This window comes from Yoonia sp. (assembly GCF_036007805.1).
Taxonomy (GTDB): Bacteria; Pseudomonadota; Alphaproteobacteria; order Rhodobacterales; family Rhodobacteraceae; genus Yoonia.
On record NZ_DASYOK010000056.1, the window covers coordinates 1 to 20,245 of the forward strand.

Genomic DNA, 20,245 nt, shown 5'->3' on the forward strand with positions numbered 1-20,245 from the left:
ACGCTTCGCGTGTGCCCGGGTCAAGCCGGCATAAAACGTCGCCCGCATTCACCGAAGTGCCAGCGCGCAACGGCTCCGAGATCACAAGGCCCGATGTTTCAGCAGCGACCGTGACCTTGCGTGCGGCCTCGGTGCGGCCGCGCAGGATCACAGCGCTGTCAATGGTTTGCGCCACGGAATGCATCGCAATGACACTGACTGCGGTTGCATCCGCAACAACGCTTTCTGGGGCCGTGGCATCGGCAGTGTCCATGACGGCTTCTTGAGGCGCGGTGGGCTGGGCTACGCCGAGAAGCACATCCCGCTCGAAGACGACCATGTAAAGGCCAGCAAGCACCAAAAGCGCTGTGATGATCGGTATGAGTTTCATTTTATCATCTCTCTTGCGATCGATGCACGCGATGGCACAATGATCGGTCTATTGTCTTTACGTCCGGTCGCGGCGGAAGGATCACTTTGCCATACTAAACTGCTCAGTTCAGATTATACTGCCAACCCTGTCCCGACAAGCACCGTTTTGCGCATCAATTGCGGCTTTCCCCCGCGCAAATCACGCTGGCCTCTTGTTCATCGCGCAGGCTTCACGATATGTACGCCCAAAGAGATTACAGAATTATGCCAAATTGGGGACCAAGGTGAGCGACACTGACAGTTTTATCAATGAAGTCACCGAAGAAGTCCGCCGCGAAAAGCTGTATGGGTATTTGCGCCGGTATGGCTGGATCGGTGTCGCGGCAGTCTTGTTGCTTGTCGGTGGTGCGGCCTGGAACGAATATCGCAACGCGCAAGAGCGTGCGACTGCACAGGCAACCGGTGATGCGATCATGGCAGCTCTCGAAGAGCCCGACCCTGCGGCGCGCGCAGCGGCAATGGCCGAGATCGAGGCCGCGGGTGCAGCCGTTGCGGTGACATTGCTTTTGCAGGCCTCCACACAGGAAGAAGCAGGTGACAATGTGGGCGCCTTGGCGACATTGAACCGTGTTGCCATCAACCCCGATGTGCCGGAAATGTACCGTGAACTGGCGGCTTTCAAGATGGCGATGTTGCCGGTCGATGACATCAATACCCGCCGTATCCAGCTCGATGCACTGGCCCAGCCGGGTGAGCCGTTCCGCCTTTTGGCGCTTGAGCAGCTTGCCTATCTGTCCCTGACAGAGGGTGACATTGACGCGGGTTTGGCGTTTCTGCGCCAGATTGAAGAAGACGCCGGTGTGACACGTGGCTTGCGCGAGCGTGTCCAGAGCCTCATGGTGGCACTGGGCGAACCCATGCCCGACCCTGTGAGCCAGTAAAGCGCAGATAGGATCTGACACGTGACCTTAAGAGTAACCATCACCGTAGCGATCAGCCTCGTTCTTTTGGCGGCATGCGGTGACGATGATGTCATCCTGCCCGGCGACCGTTTCGATATTCGTGGGCAGGCCGTTTTGGCCAATGAAAGCCGCCCTGTGGCGTTGCCTGCAGCACAGGTGAATGCCGACTGGACGCACCGCAACGGCAGCCCCAGCCATACCATCACGCATCCGGCACTCGGGGCGTCCCTGAGCCCGCTGTTTTCGGTGAATATCGGAGAAGGCGACAGCCGGCGCGCGCGGATCACATCGCACCCTGTTGTGGCAAACGGGATCATCTATACCGTTGACGCACGTGCCCTTGTGACAGCGACATCTGTTGATGGCGGAAATATCTGGACTCGTGACCTGACGCCTACGCGCGATAATGCGACGGATGCCTCTGGCGGGGGCATTTCTGTCGGCGGAGGACGTGTATACGTCACCACCGGATTCGGTGAAATCACGGCCCTTGATGCGGCCACAGGTGCTGAAATCTGGGTGCAGGACCTTGATGCACCGGCGAATGCCGCACCCACACTGCAGGGCGATCTGGTTTATGTCGTGGCCCGCGACAGCACCGCCTGGGCCCTTGATGTGACCAATGGCCGAATCCGCTGGCAACGTTCAGGTGCGCCATCCACCGCGAATTTCGCGGGCGGGGCATCGCCTGCGGTCAGTGGCGAATATGTTGTATTTCCGTTTCCGTCGGGTGAGGTGCTGGCAACCTATCCCCGTGGCGGGCTGACACGGTGGTCTTCGGTTGTCACCGGTGACCGGTTGGGCAGTGCCTCGGCCGTTATCAATGATATCTCGGGTGATCCGGTGATTGTGGGCAATCGCGTCTATATCGGCAACTTTGGGGGCCGCACCGCCGCCTTTGATCTGCGCGATGGCGCGCGCCTGTGGACCGCAACCGAAGGGTCTCTGAGCCCCGTCTGGGTTGTCGGTGATGCCGTGTTCCTGATCAACGATGTCAATGAGCTTGTCCGGCTGGATGCAAACTCCGGCAGCCCCGTCTGGCGTGTCCCGTTGCCGGTGCTTGAAGACGGTGCGAACCCGCGACGCGAAAGACGTATCTTCACGCATTACGGCCCTGTTCTGGCCGGTGGTCGGCTGATTGTCACCTCGTCTGACGGGCAGATCCGGCAGTTCGATCCCGCATCTGGTGCGTCCTTGGGGCAGATTGCTCTGCCCGGCGGCGCGGCCTCCGGGCCTGTTGTGGCGGGCCAGACGCTTTATGTCCTCAGCAAAGACGGTCAATTGCACGCTTTCCGTTAGGCGCGCGTTGGTGTAAGCGCGCAGGCGTAGACCGTCAGGAGCTGACAAAATGACCTTTACCCTCGCAATTGTGGGCCGTCCGAATGTGGGCAAATCCACCTTGTTCAACCGTCTGGTGGGCAAGAAACTGGCCTTGGTCGATGACCAGCCGGGGGTAACGCGTGATTTGCGCGAAGGTGAGGGGCGGATTGCCGATCTGCGCTTTACCGTGATTGACAGCGCGGGTCTGGAAGAAGCGACAGACGACAGCCTGCAAGGCAGGATGCGGCGTCTAACCGAACGTGCCGTGGAAATGGCCGATGTCTGCCTTTTCATGATCGACGCGCGCGCCGGTGTTCTGCCTGCTGATGAGGTGTTCGCCGATATTCTGCGCAAGAAAAACGCCAATGTGATCCTTGCTGCCAACAAGGGCGAAGGCAAGGCCGCCGACGCGACCATCCTTGAGGCCTATGCGCTGGGTCTGGGCGAACCGATCCGCATGTCCGCCGAACACGGCGAGGGCATGGGTGAGTTGATGGATGCGCTGCGCCCGATTGCCGAGGCGCATGAGGAAAAAGCCGCCGCAGACGCGCCCGAGATTGATGTTGATGTGGGCGAGGATGACGAAGACGCACCGCGTATTCCAACTCGCGCCAAGCCTTTGCAGATTGCCGTGGTGGGCCGCCCGAATGCGGGTAAATCGACGCTGATCAACAAGATCATTGGCGAAGAACGGCTGTTGACCGGACCTGAAGCGGGGATTACCCGCGATGCGATCTCGGTGCAGCAGGATTGGGCGGGGCCGGACGGTGTGCCTGTGCCGATGCGGATTTTTGATACCGCAGGGATGCGCAAAAAAGCCAAAGTGCAGGAAAAGCTGGAAAAGCTGTCCGTGTCCGACGGTCTGCGTGCTGTGAAATTTGCCGAAGTCGTCGTGGTTCTGCTGGATGTCGAAATCCCCTTCGAGCAGCAGGATTTGCGCATCGCCGATCTGGCCGAACGTGAAGGCCGGGCCGTTGTTGTGGCCATCAACAAATGGGACGTCGAGGACGAAAAGCAGACCAAGCTGAAAGAATTGCGCGAAAGCTTTGAGCGGCTTTTGCCGCAACTGCGCGGTGCGCCTTTGGTCACGGTGTCGGCCAAGACAGGCAAAGGGCTTGACCGTTTGCAGCAAGCCATCATGCGCGCCCATGAGGTCTGGAACCGTCGCATTTCAACCGCACAACTGAACCGTTGGCTGACGGGGATGCTGGAACAGCACCCGCCACCCGCACCGGGCGGCAAGCGGATCAAGATGCGCTATATGACCCAAGTCAAGACGCGCCCGCCTGCGTTTGTTGTGATGACGTCGCATCCTGATCTAATGCCGGAAAGCTATAAACGATATCTTGTCAACGGCTTACGCGTTGACTTTGATATGCCGGGCACGCCGATCCGGCTTTATTTGCGCGATCAGGGCGACAAGAACCCCTATAAGGACAAAAAGTCCTCGCAGCCGTCACGTTTGTCAAAGCACCTTAAGAAGGGGTCAAGCTGACCCGCATTCTGGCGATCAGCCCCAGAAGGATCACCACGCCGATGGCCGCGAGCGCCGATACGGTCCAGTTTGCGGCACCATTGGCCACGATGATCCCTGCCAGCGCCCAGATCACGGTCAGCGCGTAGGCGGGCGATTTGACGCGGGTCAGGACGGCTACGGTGACGACCAAGGCACCGGTGATGCCGATATAGGCCCAGCCCTGCGCTGTGGGGCCGATGCCATAGCCTGCGGCGGTGCTGCCCAGTGACACAAAGGACGCGGCCGTCAGCCAGCCTGCGTAGATCCCCACAGGTATCCGAAAGAACCAGCGGTGCTTGCGTGGTGCGCGCAAGAGGGCCGCGATGGCGGCGGCGGCCATAACGAAGATCAGGACGGTCGCCCAGATTGCACTGACGTTTGCCACAGCAAGCCATGGCGTGCCAACGGCAAGACTGATGATCAGTGGCGGACGGGCATAATTCCATTCGCGGCTGTCGGCCCGTTTGATGATTCCGTAGACCGCCGAGACCACGAGCCAGCCATAGATCAGCCCCCAGATTGCAAAGGCATAGCCTTCGGGCTGCACAGGCGGATCAATCTGCGGAAAAGGCAGTTGATCGGCGCGAAATCCGCTAAACGGGATGGTCAGCGCAGGAGACACCACAAAAGTGATGGTAAAGAGAAGGGTGAGAAGAGCGAGAATATTTTTCATGCCCCCGTTATCCTCTGTCTGCGTATAGAGTTCTACCAAAAAAGTCATGGCGGCGCCGACTTGCTTACAACCGGCCCTTGCGCCAGCATTCACTTATTCAATTTAGGAGATTGCCGTGAAACGTATTGCGATTTTTTGTGACGGGACATGGAACCGCCATGATGCTGTGAACCCCACGAATGTGGTGCGCATGGCGCAGGCGGTCAAACACACGGCAGATGACGGGCGCAAACAGCAGGTATTTTATGTGCTGGGCGTCGGGGCCGGGCGCGGGTCAAACGCTGTCGCGCGGTGGTTGGACCGCTTCGCCGGTGGCGCAATGGGTTGGGGCCTGATCGAGAATATTGAGGATGCCTATCGTGCTTTGGTGTTTTGCTATGAACCGGGGGACGAGATTTTCATCTTCGGTTTTTCGCGCGGGGCCTATACGGCGCGGTCATTGGCCGGACTACTGCGCTCTTGCGGGATCCCGCCGCGCGAAAATGTGGGCCGTATCGGCGAGGCGATCCGGCGCTATCGGTCGCGCTCCAAGGACACCAAGCCGGATGATCCGGCAAGCTTTGCCTGGCGCCGCGATTTTGCGCCTTACACGGCGACAAGCCAATTGGAATGGAACTGGCGGCAAAAGACAAACCCGGGCCTCTGTGTGAACCTGACGATCAAATATCTTGGGGTCTGGGATACGGTTGGTGCGCTGGGGGTTCCCGGGTATTGGGCTGCCGCACCACTTTTCAACAAAAGGCATCAGTTCCACGATGCGGATCTGTCGCGCACGGTTCTATCTGCCCGTCACGCCGTCGCGATCGACGAGCAGCGCCGGACATTTGCGCCGGCTCTTTGGTCAGACAAGCTGGACCGCATGAACCGGACGGCGCTGGGACTGGATGAGGAGACAAGTCTTGATCCCGCCACCCGCGCGGACTGGCCCTACCGGCAGGAATGGTTCCCAGGCGATCATGGATCAGTCGGGGGCGGGGGCGACCGGTTGGGGCTCTCGGCCTTCGCGTTTGATTGGGTCGCAGAAGGGGCACAAAAAGCGGAACTGTGCATGGACAATGCGAAACTGGCGCAGGTCCGGGAAGGGCGCAACATCCGCGAGGCGCTGGTCAATCAGTCCCGTTTGGGATTGTTGGCCCGCGTGATGCGGTTGCGCCCTTTCGATCGCGACGGGCCGACGCGTGTGGTGGATGTGAGCCAGACAGCTATCGACCGGATCGCCTGTGATCCGGCTTATCAGCCCAAGACGCTCGCAAAAGTTCTGCCAAAACTGCAAGAGACCCTCACAAAGGACGATCTCTTGCCGCCGCGCTAGACCATCTGGCCGTCTGCGTTGATCCGCGTCTTGCCGCGCAGATAGGGGTGCATGGCGGCAGGAAGATCCACCGAGCCATCAGCCTGCTGGCCGTTTTCCACGACAGCAATCAGCGTGCGCCCGACGGCAAGGCCCGATCCGTTCAGCGTATGGACGAACTGCGGCTTGCCACCGCCCTCGGGCTTGTAGCGGGCGTTCATCCGGCGCGCCTGATAATCGCCCGCGACAGAGACAGAGCTGATTTCGCGGTACGTATTCTGACCGGGCAGCCAGACCTCGATATCGTGGGTTTTGCGCATACCTGCACCCAGATCGCCGGTGCACAGCACAACGGTGCGGTAGGGCAGGTCCAGCTTTTCAAGGATCGCCTGCGCCTGTTTGGTCATGCGGTCGTGCTCGGCGGCGCTATCCTCGGGCTTTGTGATGCTGACCATCTCGACCTTTTCGAACTGGTGTTGGCGCAACATGCCCGATGTATCTCGACCCGCGCTGCCTGCCTCGGAGCGGAAACACTGGGTATGCGCCACATAGCGGCGGGGCAGGTAGCTTTCGTCGACTGTGAGGCCGTTCACGATGTTGGTCAGGGTTACTTCAGCGGTGGGGATCAGCCACCAGCCGTTGGTGGTCTGATAGCTGTCATCGCCGAACTTCGGCAATTGGCCTGTGCCATACATCATGTCCTCGCGCACCAGCACAGGGGTGATGGTTTCGGTCAGGCCGTGTTCTTCCACATGTACGTCCAGCATGAATTGCGCCAGCGCACGGTGGAGACGCGCCACAGCACCCGACAGCAGGACAAAACGGCTACCGGACAGTTTTGCGGCGGTTTCGAAATCCATGCCTGGACGGATGGCGGGGATATCAAAGTGTTCTAGTGGCGCGAAATCAAGGGCGCGGGGGGTGCCATGCCGGTGGATTTCGACGTTGTCGTTTTCGTCCGCACCATCGGGGATACTGTCGTCAGGCAGGTTCGGGATGCCCATCAAAAGATCGGTGAGGGCGGCATCCTCGGCTTTGGCCTCGTCATTCAACGCTGCGATCTGTGCTTTCTTTTCACCAACAAGCGCGCGCAGGCGTTCGAACTCGGCCTCGTCACCGCGGGCCTTGGCGGCGCCGACGTCTTTGGCGGCTTTATTGGCCTCGGCCTGCGCGGTTTCAGCCGCGAGTATTTTGGCGCGGCGCGCCTCATCCATCGCAAGGATCCGGGACGATACAGGTGCAAGTCCACGACGAGACAGGGCCGCATCAAAAGCAGCGGGGTTGTCACGGATGGTGCGGATATCATGCATAGCATCGGTCCTTCTCGGGTGTTTGCGTGACGGTGATATGCCTGATTGTGCCCGGCAAGTGAAGCATAGAAAGCACAATCAGCAGCTGCTTCACAGTCGGCTCAACTATTCATTCGGTTGATATTATGCTATGATAGCGAGGCGTGAAAGAGATGCTGGGTTTGCCACAAAAAAGCCTTTGAAATGCTTTGAAAAAACACTTCTCGGCGGGTTGCCCAAAGCGGATTTTTTTCGCATATGAGCGGTCACGAAACATGTAATTCGATAGGAAAACCGATGAATAGAACGACTCTCTCGATCGCAGCGCTTGGTGTCATGGCATCCCCGGCGTTCGCACAGGAACTGACCTATGGTGCGTTTAGCCTCGATTATACTGTGCTTTCGATAGAAGACAGTGGTGGCGATGAAATCACAAATTTCGGTCTGGAAGGTGATGGCGAGTACACTCTCGACCAATTTGTCTTGGGCGCAGGCATTTCAAACGACAGTTTTGACGATGGCTCCGGTTCAGATGTCACCATCCGCACTCTTGATCTGTATGCCGGATACGCAATCACGCCCGAAGTTCTGGTCGGCGCCGGTTTTACAAATACAGCAATCGATTTTGGCGGTGGCGACGACGACTTTAGCGGCTACAATCTGTTTGGACAGTATCAAACCGGCGCGTTTGGTGTGGCTATCAACTACAACCGTCCTGACCAAGACTTTGACGACTTTGAAATCACCACGCTCTTTGCGGAAGGTGAAGTTGCACCCGGCGTGACCGTCGGTGGTATCGTCGAGAGCATTTCTGATGTTGATGAGACGGCCTATTTCCTGTCTGCAGAATATGATGCGGGGCAGATTTTCGGCCGTGCTTACTACACAAGCGTCACTGACGTGGATTTTGGGCTTTATGGCCTGCGCGGTGCCTACCGCTTTGACGATGCAATCAGCATCACAGGTGGCGTCGAAGCTGCTTCCGGCGACGATTTCATCGGCGAGTACACAGCCCTTTCGGTCGGTGGCGCGTATGAGTTCGCACCGGGTGTTGCGGCAACGGCACGCTATACCAACATCGATGTCGATGGTGGAACTGGCGCAGATGCGTTTGCAGTTGGTCTGACTTACGAGATGGGCGCGCGCAAGCGTCTGGACCGCAACATGATGGATGACGCGATGAACGACCTGGAAACAGGCATCATTGGTGTGCAGCCAAATGCAGGTTTTGGTCTGCTGTTCGGCGGTTTCGGATTCCTCTAAGTCGAATTTAATCTTCTTGAAAAGGCCCGCAGTTTGCTGCGGGCCTTTTTGTTTGCTTGCAAGCTTCGAAACTTGCGGCTCTCAAGCAATTCGCACCGAAAGCGCCGCATTGTGATTGCTTTCGACGGACAGCCAACCCATATGGCACGAAAGCCTGTTCAATTCGGGCCAATCGCGGTTGCCAATCACAGGTGGCGGACATAATGTGCCGCGAGTTTCCAAGGCGCTAAAGCCGCACGACCAAAAGGGATGGATTTATGAGACCTGCCGACCTGATTATGCTCTTGTTGATCTTCGCGATCATGTATTTCCTGCTGATCCGGCCACAGCAGAAAAAGTTGAAAGAGCATGCTGCCATGCTGGAAAGCCTGCGTCGGGGTGATCAGATTATCACCCAAGGCGGTCTGGTCGGTAAGATCGTGAAAGTCAAAGAAGACGGCACCAACGAAGTCGAAGTCGAGATTGCAAAGGGCGTGAATGTCCGCGTGGTGAAATCCACAATCGCGACCGTCATGAACAAGACAGAACCGGCAAAATCCTAAGACTGGCCGGCGAGGCGCGCTTTTATGCTCAATATTTCGTTCCCCAAGCAGCTGATGATCTGGATCACAGTTGTCGTTGGTCTGATGTTTGCCTTGCCCAACGGCTTTTATGGTCGTGTCGAGACGCATAATGATGCAATGGCGGTCATAGACACCGGGATCACCAATGACGCGCTTGCCGCTGATGCCGCACAGTGGCCCAGTTTTCTGCCCTCCGGCCTTGTCAACCTCGGGCTTGATTTGCGCGGTGGGGCACACCTGTTGGTCGAAGTGCAGGTGCAGGATGTGCATGCCTCATTCCTAGAAGGCTTCTGGCCATCAGTGCGCGATGCCTTGGCCGTTGAGCGTGACACCGTCGGGTTCGTCACCCGCGAGGATAGCCCGCCCACAGAATTGCGTGTCCGTATTTCCGAGGCGGCAGGTGTAACCCGTGCCTTCGAGATTGCGCGGAGTTTGGCGACACCGGTTGCGTCCTTTACCGGTGCGGCGGCCACCAATATTGATGTCCGTTTGAATGGGACATTGCTGACCATCACGCTGAGCGATGCAGAAATGTCCGCGATGAATGAGCGGACGATCCTGCAAACCCTTGAGATCATTCGTCGCCGGATTGACGAGGTCGGCACCCGAGAGCCAACCATACAGCGGCAAGGCGCAGAGCGTATTCTGGTGCAGGTGCCCGGTGTCGGCTCGGCCAACGAGATCATCGAACTGCTGGGCACTACTGCACAGCTGACATTCAACCCCGTTGAAGGCACGACGGGCGATCCCGATGCATCTGCCGGGACCGGCAATATGATCGTGCCTGCCCAAGAGACAGCGGGCCTTTTCTATATTCTGGAGCGTCGTCCGGTTGTGACCGGCGAAGACCTGCAGAACGCACAGCTGGATTTCGACCAGAACGGCCGCCCCGCGGTGGCGTTCCGCTTCAATACCTCTGCGGCCCGTGAGTTCGGCGACTACACGTTGGAAAACATTGGTAGCCCCTTTGCGATCGTGCTGGATAATGAGGTGATTTCCGCCCCAACGATCCAGAGCCATATTCCGGGCGGTTCGGGCATCATCACCGGTAATTTCACGGTTGAAGAAGCCACTAATCTGGCGGTCCTGCTGCGTGCAGGTGCGTTGCCTGCGGAACTGACGTTCCTGGAAGAGCGGACGATCGGCCCCGAACTGGGTGCGGATAGTATCGCGGCGGGGCAGGTGGCCTGTATCGTCGCGGGTATCGCCATTCTGATTTATATGGTGCTTAGCTACGGATTGTTTGGTGTATTTGCCAATATCGCACTTATCATAAACGTCGGTTTGCTTTTTGGTTTGCTGAGCATTGTCGGTGCCACGCTGACATTGCCGGGCATCGCGGGCATCGTTCTGACCATCGGTATGGCGGTGGATGCCAATGTGATCGTGTTCGAGCGGATCCGAGAAGAGTTGAAAACCGCCAAAGGACCCGCGCGCGCAATCGAGTTGGGCTATGAAAAGGCACTGTCCTCGATCATCGACGCCAATATCACCACCTTCATGACCGCTGTGATCCTGTTCACCATGGGCTCTGGTCCGGTCAGCGGCTTTGCCGTGACCTTGGGCTTTGGGATTATCACATCTGTCTTCACTGCGATTTTTGTCACCAGGTCCATGATTGTGATCTGGTTCTCGCGCACCCGCCCCAAAACAATCGAGGTTTGATATGCGCCTGAGACTGGTTCGCGAAAACACAACGATCGATTTCTTCAGCCGCGCCCGCATCTGGCTGGGCATTTCCATGATCGCCATGGTCATTGCTTTTGCATCGTTTCTGATCCAGGGCTTGAACTACGGGATCGATTTTCAGGGCGGCACAAGCATCCGCACCCAATCCGAAACGCCTGTCGATGTGGCCCAATACCGTGCGGCGCTTGAGACGCTGGAGCTGGGTGATGTATCAATTGCCGAGGTGTTTGATCCGTCATTCGACGAAAACCAGCACGTGGCAATGGTGCGGATTCAGGCGCAGGAAGGCGATGAGCGGATTGCGTCCGAAACAATTGATCAAGTGCAGGCTGCGTTGCGGACGATTGATCCGAATATGACGTTCCCTTCGGTCGAATCCGTTGGGCCCAAGGTCTCGGGTGAGCTGATCCAGACCGCAATCATCGCGGTTGCTTTGGCGGTGATCGCGATCCTTCTGTATATCTGGTTGCGCTTTGAGTGGCAGTTTGCGGTCGGCGCTGTGCTGGCGCTGTGTCACGATGTGATCCTGACCATCGGAATTTTTTCGGAGCTTCAGATCAAATTCGATCTGGCGATTATCGCGGCTTTGCTGACCATCGTGGGCTATTCGATCAACGATACGGTGATCGTGTTCGACCGCGTGCGGGAAAACCTGCGCAAGTATAAGAAAAAAGACCTCAAGGAGGTGCTGAACCTGTCGATCAACGAAACGCTGAGCCGGACAATCATGACCTCGGTAACCACGATGCTTGCGCTTTTGGCGTTGTTCATCCTGGGCGGTGACGTGATCCGCGGGTTTGTCTTTGCGATGATGTGGGGCGTGTTGATCGGGACCTATTCGTCGATTTTTGTGGCATCGGCGATCCTGCTGGTGCTTGGCGTGAAGCGTGACTGGTCCAAGAAAGATCCAAGCGCGGGAACGAAATACGGCCACATCGACACCTGAATGGAGGTGAGACATGCGTCTGAACGAAATCAGCTATAATGATGCCGTGCCGATTGACGGCTATGGCACGGGGTTTTTCCGTGTTGGCGGTAAACGCTATGACGGTGCCGTTCTTGTGATGCCCTCGGGGGTAAACGGCTGGGGCGGGTTTGAAGATACCGCTGCTGTGCTGGATCACGTGGCCGATATTGACGTGCTGTTCGTTGGCACCGGTGCCGAAATCGCGCATCCGCCGGTGGCCTTCCGCACCGTGTTGGAGGATGCTGGAATTGGCGTGGAAACCATGGCATCCCCTGCGGCGTGCCGAACCTATAACGTCCTTTTGTCCGAGGGCCGGCGCGTTGCCGTGGCCCTTTTGCCTGTCTGAATGCTGCGGGTTCGCAATCTAGGCTGCGCCCGGGGCGGCGTGCCGGTGCTGACGGACGTCAGTTTCGAGGTGGCTGCGGGGCAGGCAATCATTCTGCGCGGTCCCAATGGCGTCGGTAAAACCACGCTGCTGCGCACGCTGGCAGGGTTGCAGCCGCCGATTGAGGGTGAAATCGACTTTCCTGAAGAGGAAGGGGCCTATGCCAGTCACGCGGACGGCATCAAGACTGCGCTGACAGTCACTGAAAACCTGAAATTCTGGGCAGATGTGCATGGTGCAGCCCTGCCTGCTACGATTTTGGAAACCTTTGATCTGTCCGATCTGCGCGACCGTTTGGGCGGCACCTTGTCCGCGGGGCAAAAGCGCCGTCTTGGTCTGGCGCGATTGGGTGTTATCGGCCGGAAGGTTTTGTTTCTGGATGAACCAACCGTGTCGCTTGACCGGTTTTCTGTGAAACTCTTTGCCGACTGGCTACAAGATACGCATCTTGCAGCGGGAGGTGTGGCGGTGATTGCCACGCATATTGATCTGGGGCTGGCGGCGCCCGAATTGGATCTGACCCCGTTCAAGTCAGCAGCGGATGCCAATGGCGGATCAGACGAGGCTTTCTTGTGATCGCGCTTCTCTTGCGGGACCTGCGGCTTGCGTTCCGTGCCGGGGGCGGTTTTGGTCTGGGCCTTGCTTTTTTCCTCATCGTTGTGGTGCTGGTTCCCTTCGGGGTTGGCCCAGAGACAGAGCTTTTGTCGCGTATCGCCCCCGGCATCCTTTGGGTTGCATCGCTCTTGGCGGCGCTTTTGTCGCTGGACCGGATTTTTGCACTGGATTTCGAGGATGGCTCGCTGGGCCTTTTGGCCACATCGCCGCTGCCGATGGAAGGGGCTGCGCTGATGAAGGCGCTGGCGCATTGGATCACGACAGGTCTGCCTTTGACGTTGGCGGCACCCGCTTTGGGGTTCCTGCTGAGCCTTGCGACCGAGGCCTACGCCTATCTGCTGATCTCGCTGTTGCTGGGCACGCCTGCGCTGTCGATGATCGGGACATTCGGGGCAGCGCTGACCGTGGGCATCCGGCGTGGCGGATTGTTGTTGTCGCTACTGGTGCTGCCGCTTTATGTGCCTACATTGATTTTCGGGGCCGAGGCCGTGCGCCGCGGGGCAGAGGGCCTCGACCCGACAGGTGCGTTGATGTTGATGGCGGGGATCACCGCAGGGTGTTTCGCGCTTTTGCCATTTGCTACTGCGGCTGTGTTACGCATCAATCTGCGGTGATCGGGGATTGTTGGGCAGGACCATGAAGGATAGATAACCGCCATGTCGATGTGGGAATATGCAAATCCGAGGCGTTTCATGGGGTGGACCCGTCCGGTCCTGCCGTGGAGCTTTGCCCTGGCAGGGGTGTGTCTGGTTGTGGGCCTCGTTTGGGGTTTCTTTTTTACGCCCGACGATTTTCGCCAAGGTTCAACCGTAAAAATCATCTATCTGCACGTGCCCTCCGCCTTGATGGCGATCAATGCGTGGATCATGATGGTGGTGGCCTCTTTGATATGGGTCATCCGCCGGCATCATGTGTCGGCGCTTGCTGCGCGTGCTGCGGCGCCCGTGGGCGTTGTTTTCACGCTGATTGCGCTTTTCACCGGCGGGATCTGGGGGCAGCCGATGTGGGGCACCTATTGGGCTTGGGAACCGCGTTTGACATCGTTCCTGATCCTGTTCCTGTTTTATCTGGGCTACATCGCCCTCTGGGAAGCGATTGAAGATCCTGACACCGCCGCCGATCTGACATCCGTCTTGTGCATGGTCGGATCGGTCTTCGCGATCCTGTCGCGCTATGCGGTGTGGTTCTGGAACCAAGGGCTGCATCAAGGAGCAACGCTGTCGCTGGATAAGGAAGAGAATATCTCGGATGTGTTCTGGTTCCCGCTCCTTGTCTGCATCGCCGGGTTTGTCCTGTTGTTCTTCGCGCTCGTCCTGATGCGCACCCGTACCGAAATTCGCGCGCGCCGGATCCGCGCCTTGCAAGCGAGGGCGCGCCGTGCCTGATTTAGGTGACTACCGGATTGAAGTTTTGTCGGCCTATGGGGTGAGCCTTGTTTTGCTGCTTGTGCTCGTGTGGCTTAGCTGGCGACGCTATGTAAAGGTGCGCGCGGCCTTGGAGGAGGTTGAGAAGAATGGCTAAGATCAAACCCCTGATGATCCTGCCGCCAGTGATTTTTGCAGCCTTTGCCGGCCTCGCGATCGCTGGTATGATGCGGGACAACCCTGATGAGCTGCCGTCGACCTTCGTGGGCAATCAGGCCCCCCCCGTGCCGCTTGAGGCCGTGCAGGGGACTGTGCAGCTGACGGATGCAGACCTGCGTACAGGTGAGATCACGATCGTGAATTTCTGGGCAAGCTGGTGTCCGCCATGCCGTGCCGAGCATCCGATCCTGCTTGATCTGGAGGCAGAGGGTTACCGCGTGGCTGGCATCAATTTCCGCGATCAGCAGCCGCAGGCCTCCGAGTATCTGGCGAATTATGATGATCCGTTTTTTGCCACCGGGTTTGATCTGCGGGGCCGTTCGGCGATCGACTGGGGCGTGACCGCGCCGCCCGAGACATTTATTGTGGATGGTGACGGAACCGTCTTGTTCCGCTTTGTCGGGCCCCTGGTCGGATCGGACTATGAGCAGCGGTTTTTGCCGGAACTGGCAAAGGCGATGGAATAGGGGGCTTGCGTGGGTTTCACCCACGCTACGTAGGGTGGGTGAAACCCACGCGTTTATAAAAAAGCCCGGTCTTTATGACCGGGCTTTTCCGTTTCTCTTAGGCGGCTGCCTTGGCCAGGTTCCGCAGCACATAGTGCAGCACACCACCGTTTTCGATGTATTCGATCTCAACGGCCGTATCGATGCGGCATTTGACAGTGATCTCTTTCACGCTGCCATCGGCCATTGTGATCTTGGCGGTCATGTCCTGCAGCGGCTTGACGGCATCCAGACCTTCGATGGTCACGGTTTCCTCACCGGTCAGGCCCAGGGATTTGCGGGTATCGCCGCCGGTGAACTCGAACGGTACAACGCCCATCCCAACAAGGTTGGAGCGGTGGATACGCTCGAAGCTTTCCGCGATCACGGCCTTCACGCCCAAGAGTGCGGTGCCTTTGGCTGCCCAGTCGCGCGAAGAACCTGCGCCATATTGTTCGCCCGCAAAGATGACGAGCGGGGTGCCTGCGTCCTGATAGGCCATGGCTGCGTCAAAGATGGATGTCTGCGCGCCATCGGGGCCTTTGGTGTAGCCGCCTTCGACACCGTCCAGCATCTCGTTCTTGATGCGGATATTGGCAAAAGTGCCGCGCATCATGACCTCGTGGTTACCGCGCCGCGATCCGTAGGAGTTGAATTCGCGCACAGGCACCTGACGATCCAGCAGGTATTGTCCTGCCGGGGTGGTGTCTTTGAACGAACCGGCGGGTGAGATGTGGTCGGTTGTGACCATATCGCCCAGAACCGCCAGAACCTTGGCATTTTCGACGTTTTTGATTGTGCCTGCGTCCTTGGACATGCCTTTGAAGTAGGGCGGGTTCTGGACATAGGTCGATGATGCGGGCCAGTCGTAAGTCTCACTGTCCACAGTTTCGACCGCCTGCCACTTTTCGTCGCCTTTGAAGACATCAGCGTATTTGCTGATGAACGCCTCGCGGGTGACGGTTTTCTCGACCAACTCGTTGATCTCGGCGTTGGTTGGCCAGATGTCACGCAGGAATACGTCATTGCCGTTCTGATCTTGGCCCAGTGGATCCTTGGTGATGTCGATGTTCATGTCACCAGCCAGCGCATAGGCCACGACCAGCGGTGGAGAGGCCAGATAGTTGGCGCGTACGTCGGGCGAAATGCGCCCTTCGAAGTTGCGGTTACCTGACAGGACCGAAGTCGCGATCAGATCACCGGCTGCGATGGCGTCGGACAGTTCTTTCTGGATCGGGCCAGAGTTGCCGATGCAGGTGGTGCAGCCGTAACCGACAAGGTTGAAGCCGATCTTGTCGAGGTCCTCTTGCAGGCCAGCGGCCTCAAGATACTCGCTGACCACTTGTGATCCTGGGGCCAGCGACGTCTTGACCCAAGGCTTGCGGGTCAGGCCCAAGGCGGCCGCTTTGCGGGCCACAAGTCCTGCACCGATCATCACATACGGGTTGGATGTGTTGGTGCAGGATGTGATCGAGGCGATCACAATAGAGCCGTCATGCAAGGTATAATCCTCACCCTCGACTTTTTGGCTTTTGTGATGCCCTTCGTTGCCCGGAATCTGGTGGGGGGCGACAGGGCCACCTTCGGATGTCATGTCGGCTTTGTCTGCGGCGGCGGCGGATTTCTCTGTGCGCTGCCCCTTGATGTAGTCGCCAAAGGCTTTTGCCGCACTTGTCAGTGCCACATAGTCCTGTGGCCGCTTTGGTCCTGAAATCGCAGGTACGATGGTGCCCATGTCGAGGTGCAGCGTGTCGGTGTAGACAGGTGCATAGTTTTCGTCGCGCCAGAAGCCGTTTTCCTTGGCGTAAGCTTCAACGAGCGCGATGCGGTCTTCGTCGCGGCCTGTGTTGCGCAGGTAGCGCAGCGTTTCACCGTCAATCGGGAAGAAACCGCAGGTCGCGCCATATTCAGGTGCCATGTTTGCGATTGTCGCACGGTCGGCCAGCGGCAGTACATCAAGGCCCGCTCCGTAGAATTCCACGAATTTGCCCACAACGCCAAGGTTGCGCAGCATTTCAACGACTTTCAGTACAAGGTCGGTGCCTGTGGTGCCCTCGACCATTTGCCCTGTCAGCTCGAACCCGACAACTTCGGGGATCAGCATCGAGACAGGCTGGCCCAGCATCGCGGCCTCGGCCTCGATCCCGCCAACACCCCAGCCCAAGACGGCCAGACCGTTGACCATGGTGGTGTGGCTGTCGGTGCCGACGAGCGTGTCTGGATAGGCCACTTCTTCACCGTTCTGGTCTTTGTCGGTCCAGACGGTTTGCGCCAGATATTCAAGGTTGACCTGATGGCAGATGCCTGTGCCCGGTGGCACAACGCGGAAGTTGTTGAAGGCACCCTGACCCCATTTCAGGAACTGGTAACGCTCCATGTTGCGTTCATATTCGCGGTCCACGTTCATCTGGAAGGCGCGGGGATTGCCGAATTCGTCAATCATGACCGAGTGGTCGATGACAAGATCAACAGGGTTCAGCGGGTTGATCTGCTGGGCGTCGCCACCGAGTGCCACAATCCCGTCACGCATTGCGGCAAGGTCAACCACAGCAGGTACGCCGGTGAAGTCCTGCATCAGCACGCGGGCAGGGCGGTAGGCGATTTCACGGGGGTTCTTGCCGCCGTTGTCGGCCCATGCGGAGAATGCTTTGATATCGTCGACAGAAACCGAAAACCCGCCGTCTTCAAAGCGGAGCAGGTTTTCAAGCACGACCTTCAGGGCTGCGGGCAGTTTGGAGAAATCCCCCAGACCTGCGGCTTCAGCGGCAGGGATCGAATAGTAAGCGACCGACTGGTCACCGACTTTGAGGGTTTTGCGTGTCTTGGCAGTATCTTTGCCGACTGTGATCGTCATGGCGTTCCCTTTCGTGGCGTATGCTTATGCAAGGCTGCTAATCGCGGTGATGCACCATGCAGATTCGTCTTGCAATGCGGCGCATTTGAGCGTTGTATACTGTTGCACACAATAAAGATCAACGCCGTTTGACACTGAAACATTGTGAACTTTACAATCGCAATTCGTTGATTGGCCATTTCACCCTAATCTGATTAAACCGGACACAGAAGAGCAATTACCCGGGGTCCCTGATGCGTTATTTCCTTGCTGCCTTGGCAGTCTTTGGCTTTTTGCACGCAACACAGGTTGCGGCACAAGACGGCCCGGTGGTGGTTGAGTTTTATACCTCGCAAGGGTGCTCGTCCTGTCCACCCGCAGACGAGATACTGCGTGATCTGGCCAAGCGGGATGATGTGATCGCTCTGGCACTTCACGTGGATTACTGGGATTACCTCGGTTGGAAGGATATCTTCGCAAACCCTGCTTTCACACAGCGCCAGCACGCCTATGCACGCGCGGCGAATGCATCGTCGGTTTACACCCCGCAGATGATTATTAACGGTGTTGAGCAGGTGGTCGGCTCGCGCCCGATGCAGGTGATGGATGCGCTTCAGGCACAAAAAGAGGCAGGGAACCTCTTTGATCTGAAACTGACGCGCCTTGAAGGCGCCGTTTTAATCACTGCTGAGCCTGGTCAGGGTGGGGATTATGCAGTGCAGCTTGTCCGTTATATGCCCGAGGAAACCGTGGATATCAGACACGGGGAAAATGCCGGACGCAACTTAACCTATACCAATATCGTGACATCTTGGGATGTTATTGCCGAATGGGACGGGCGGTCGCCACTGGCGTTTGAGGCCTATGTCGAAGGGGATAGCCCTATTGTTGTGATCTTGCAGCGTTCGACCGATGGCCCGATCGTGGGCGCGGCTGTGCTGCGCTAGGCATTACGACGGCTGTTTTTCCACCGCCTGTGCACCCAAAACCACTGGGCTGGATTGCGCGCTATCTGCGCCTCAAGACGTGCATTCATGGCCAAGAGCATACGATCGGGCGTGTCAGGTAGGATGGGCGCTTCGACCTCAACCTGAAATGAAAGCCCGTCGGCCTGCCTGATCCCGAAATAAGGGATCATGACAGCATCGAGTTTCAACGCGATCTCGGCGGCAGAGACCGAGGTGCGCGCAGGATGGCCCAGAAAGGGCAGAGAAGGCCCAGGTGCTGCGACATCAAAAAGCAAAGTTCCCAAGCCGCCACCGCGCAGATGCCGCACAAAGCCCATGGTGCCGCGTCTGCCTTGGGCAAAGACGGGGCCGCCCCAAGAGGTCATCGTCTTGGCATAGTGATCGTTGAAGTAGGCGTTTTGCATCGGGCGATAGAGGCCGCCGATGGTATGGCCCATTGCGGTCAGCACCTGACGCGGGGCTTCGTGATTACCGAAGTGGCCGGTCACAAAGAGGACCGGACGTTTGGATTTCACGGCATCCGCAAGTACATCAAGACCGTCCCCTTGAGGTTTGATATTGTGTAGTTTCTCTCCAAATTCCTGCCATGAATAATTCTCGATAATGGTGCGTCCGAAGTTGTCACAGCACTGCTCCGCAATCTGCCGCCGTTTGATGACGCCCATGTCGGGATAGACCAGCGTCAGGTTCTGTTCGGCCCGTTTGCGGTATCCTGCCAACGGTCCGATCGCACGGCGCAGCGCGCTGCCCATCATACGCACGCGCGTCTCGTATGGCAGGCGCATGAGCGTGCCGATCAGCCCGCGCAGGGCGCGGTCAGCCAGCCAATCGGTCCGTGTTCCGGTCGGGGTTTCTTCAGTCGTCACGCGGCATCCGGTGATTTGGCAAGCCCTGTGCCGATCATGCTGTCACGGGTGACGAGTTTTGCAAGGTCATCTGCCTGCCATCCGTCAGTGCCGGCGGGGCGGTGCGGGATGACGACATAGCGCATATCGGCCGTGCTGTCATGGACGCGGACCGTGATGGTGTCGGGCAATGTGACGCCGAACTCGGCCAGCACTTTGCGTGGTTCTTTGACGGTCCGGGACCGATAGGCGCGGGATTTGTACCAATCGGGTGGGAGGCCCAACAGATTGCGCGGATAGCAGGAACATAAGGTACAGACGACGATATTGTGGATGTGTTCCGTATTTTCCAGCGCGATCAGCCGCATCGGACCGATATCAAAACCCATATCGCGGGTCGCAGCGCTGGCATCTTCCAGCAAGGCCGCGCGGAAATCGGGGTCGGTCCATGCGCGTGCCACCACCGCTGCGCCATGGGCAGGGCTGCGCGCGTCCATGGCCTCGATCTGGGCGTTGATGGCCGCAGCCGTGGTCACGCCTTTTTCGATCAGCAACTCGCGCACGGCGATTTCCATTTGCTGCCAGTAGGTCAGCGGGTGGTCGTCGTCAGGCCGGTAGGGGTGACCCGAGGGCGACAGGTGGTCGTG

The 20,245-nt window shown here is 58.1% G+C and carries 20 protein-coding genes and 1 pseudogene; 15 read left to right on the top strand and 6 right to left on the bottom strand.

Features of this window, described 5'->3' with window-relative positions:
• Positions 1 to 370 (bottom strand): annotated as a pseudogene (locus VGP75_RS03225) (efflux RND transporter periplasmic adaptor subunit); the annotation flags it as partial.
• A gap of 265 nt (positions 371 to 635) precedes the next feature.
• Between VGP75_RS03225 and VGP75_RS03230 the strand changes: the two are divergent.
• Genes VGP75_RS03230 through der form a run of 3 tightly spaced genes read left to right on the top strand, consistent with a single transcriptional unit; the run spans position 636 to position 4,128 of the window.
• On the top strand, positions 636 to 1,292 hold the full coding sequence (locus VGP75_RS03230) for a tetratricopeptide repeat protein (protein WP_327542281.1): 657 nt from the start codon (positions 636 to 638) through the stop codon (positions 1,290 to 1,292).
• 21 nt (positions 1,293 to 1,313) lie between these two features.
• Complete coding sequence (locus tag VGP75_RS03235; protein ID WP_327542282.1) at positions 1,314 to 2,612, top strand: PQQ-like beta-propeller repeat protein; 1,299 nt, start codon at positions 1,314 to 1,316, stop codon at positions 2,610 to 2,612.
• A gap of 49 nt (positions 2,613 to 2,661) precedes the next feature.
• On the top strand, positions 2,662 to 4,128 hold the full coding sequence (gene der, locus VGP75_RS03240; protein WP_327542283.1) for a ribosome biogenesis GTPase Der: 1,467 nt from the start codon (positions 2,662 to 2,664) through the stop codon (positions 4,126 to 4,128).
• On the opposite strand, the gene VGP75_RS03245 is transcribed toward der, so the two are convergent.
• On the bottom strand, positions 4,109 to 4,822 hold the full coding sequence (locus tag VGP75_RS03245; protein ID WP_327542284.1) for a TspO-related membrane protein: 714 nt from the start codon (positions 4,820 to 4,822) through the stop codon (positions 4,109 to 4,111). The genes der and VGP75_RS03245 overlap by 20 nt on opposite strands.
• A gap of 115 nt (positions 4,823 to 4,937) precedes the next feature.
• Here VGP75_RS03245 and VGP75_RS03250 point away from each other — a divergent pair, with 115 nt between their 5' ends.
• Positions 4,938 to 6,134 carry a T6SS phospholipase effector Tle1-like catalytic domain-containing protein gene (locus tag VGP75_RS03250; RefSeq protein ID WP_327542285.1) on the top strand — a complete coding sequence of 399 codons (1,197 nt, stop codon included), beginning with the start codon at positions 4,938 to 4,940 and terminating at the stop codon, positions 6,132 to 6,134.
• Here VGP75_RS03250 and serS read toward each other — a convergent pair.
• Positions 6,131 to 7,423, bottom strand: coding sequence for a serine--tRNA ligase (serS, locus tag VGP75_RS03255; RefSeq protein WP_327542286.1), 1,293 nt, complete (start codon positions 7,421 to 7,423; stop codon positions 6,131 to 6,133). The two genes, VGP75_RS03250 and serS, sit on opposite strands and share 4 nt — an antisense overlap.
• A gap of 276 nt (positions 7,424 to 7,699) precedes the next feature.
• Between serS and VGP75_RS03260 the strand changes: the two genes are divergently transcribed.
• The 10 genes from VGP75_RS03260 (at position 7,700) to VGP75_RS03305 (ending at position 14,934) form a co-directional block, all read left to right on the top strand.
• Positions 7,700 to 8,665, top strand: coding sequence for a hypothetical protein (locus VGP75_RS03260; protein WP_327542287.1), 966 nt, complete (start codon positions 7,700 to 7,702; stop codon positions 8,663 to 8,665).
• A gap of 257 nt (positions 8,666 to 8,922) precedes the next feature.
• Positions 8,923 to 9,207: a preprotein translocase subunit YajC gene (gene yajC / locus VGP75_RS03265; protein ID WP_327542288.1), complete on the top strand. Its 285-nt coding sequence runs from the start codon at positions 8,923 to 8,925 to the stop codon at positions 9,205 to 9,207.
• A gap of 24 nt (positions 9,208 to 9,231) precedes the next feature.
• The gene (secD, locus tag VGP75_RS03270; RefSeq protein WP_327542289.1) at positions 9,232 to 10,893 is read left to right on the top strand and encodes a protein translocase subunit SecD; all 1,662 of its coding nucleotides are present in this window, start codon (positions 9,232 to 9,234) and stop codon (positions 10,891 to 10,893) included.
• Position 10,894: 1 nt separating this feature from the next.
• The gene (gene secF, locus VGP75_RS03275; protein WP_327542290.1) at positions 10,895 to 11,863 is read left to right on the top strand and encodes a protein translocase subunit SecF; all 969 of its coding nucleotides are present in this window, start codon (positions 10,895 to 10,897) and stop codon (positions 11,861 to 11,863) included.
• Between the two features lie 13 nt (positions 11,864 to 11,876).
• Entirely contained in the window at positions 11,877 to 12,230 is a 354-nt protein-coding gene (locus tag VGP75_RS03280) for an Mth938-like domain-containing protein (protein ID WP_327542291.1), read from the top strand.
• On the top strand, positions 12,231 to 12,845 hold the full coding sequence (ccmA, locus tag VGP75_RS03285; RefSeq protein WP_327542292.1) for a heme ABC exporter ATP-binding protein CcmA: 615 nt from the start codon (positions 12,231 to 12,233) through the stop codon (positions 12,843 to 12,845).
• Positions 12,842 to 13,498: a heme exporter protein CcmB gene (gene ccmB, locus VGP75_RS03290; protein WP_327542293.1), complete on the top strand. Its 657-nt coding sequence runs from the start codon at positions 12,842 to 12,844 to the stop codon at positions 13,496 to 13,498. Before ccmA ends, ccmB begins: the two co-directional genes overlap by 4 nt.
• A 42-nt stretch (positions 13,499 to 13,540) precedes the next feature.
• Positions 13,541 to 14,269, top strand: coding sequence for a heme ABC transporter permease (locus VGP75_RS03295; RefSeq protein ID WP_327542294.1), 729 nt, complete (start codon positions 13,541 to 13,543; stop codon positions 14,267 to 14,269).
• Positions 14,262 to 14,405 (top strand): heme exporter protein CcmD, encoded by a 144-nt coding sequence (ccmD, locus tag VGP75_RS03300; protein WP_327542295.1) that lies wholly within the window; start codon positions 14,262 to 14,264, stop codon positions 14,403 to 14,405. The genes VGP75_RS03295 and ccmD overlap by 8 nt, the downstream gene beginning before the upstream one ends.
• A complete protein-coding gene (locus tag VGP75_RS03305) occupies positions 14,398 to 14,934 on the top strand; it encodes a DsbE family thiol:disulfide interchange protein (RefSeq protein WP_327542296.1) in 537 nt (178 codons plus the stop codon). The genes ccmD and VGP75_RS03305 overlap by 8 nt, the downstream gene beginning before the upstream one ends.
• Before the next feature lie 97 nt (positions 14,935 to 15,031).
• On the opposite strand, the gene acnA is transcribed toward VGP75_RS03305, so the two are convergent.
• On the bottom strand, positions 15,032 to 17,806 hold the full coding sequence (acnA, locus tag VGP75_RS03310; RefSeq protein WP_327542297.1) for an aconitate hydratase AcnA: 2,775 nt from the start codon (positions 17,804 to 17,806) through the stop codon (positions 15,032 to 15,034).
• A gap of 233 nt (positions 17,807 to 18,039) precedes the next feature.
• Between acnA and VGP75_RS03315 the strand changes: the two genes are divergently transcribed.
• Entirely contained in the window at positions 18,040 to 18,732 is a 693-nt protein-coding gene (locus tag VGP75_RS03315) for a DUF1223 domain-containing protein (RefSeq protein ID WP_327542298.1), read from the top strand.
• Here VGP75_RS03315 and VGP75_RS03320 read toward each other — a convergent pair.
• Both VGP75_RS03320 and nthA read right to left on the bottom strand, forming a co-directional pair.
• Positions 18,729 to 19,619, bottom strand: a complete 891-nt coding sequence (locus VGP75_RS03320) for a lysophospholipid acyltransferase family protein (RefSeq protein ID WP_327542299.1) — start codon at positions 19,617 to 19,619, stop codon at positions 18,729 to 18,731. The genes VGP75_RS03315 and VGP75_RS03320 overlap by 4 nt on opposite strands.
• Positions 19,616 to 20,245 (bottom strand): nitrile hydratase subunit alpha (gene nthA / locus VGP75_RS03325; RefSeq protein WP_327542300.1); only part of this gene is annotated, 630 nt, incomplete at its 5' end. The genes VGP75_RS03320 and nthA, both read right to left, overlap by 4 nt.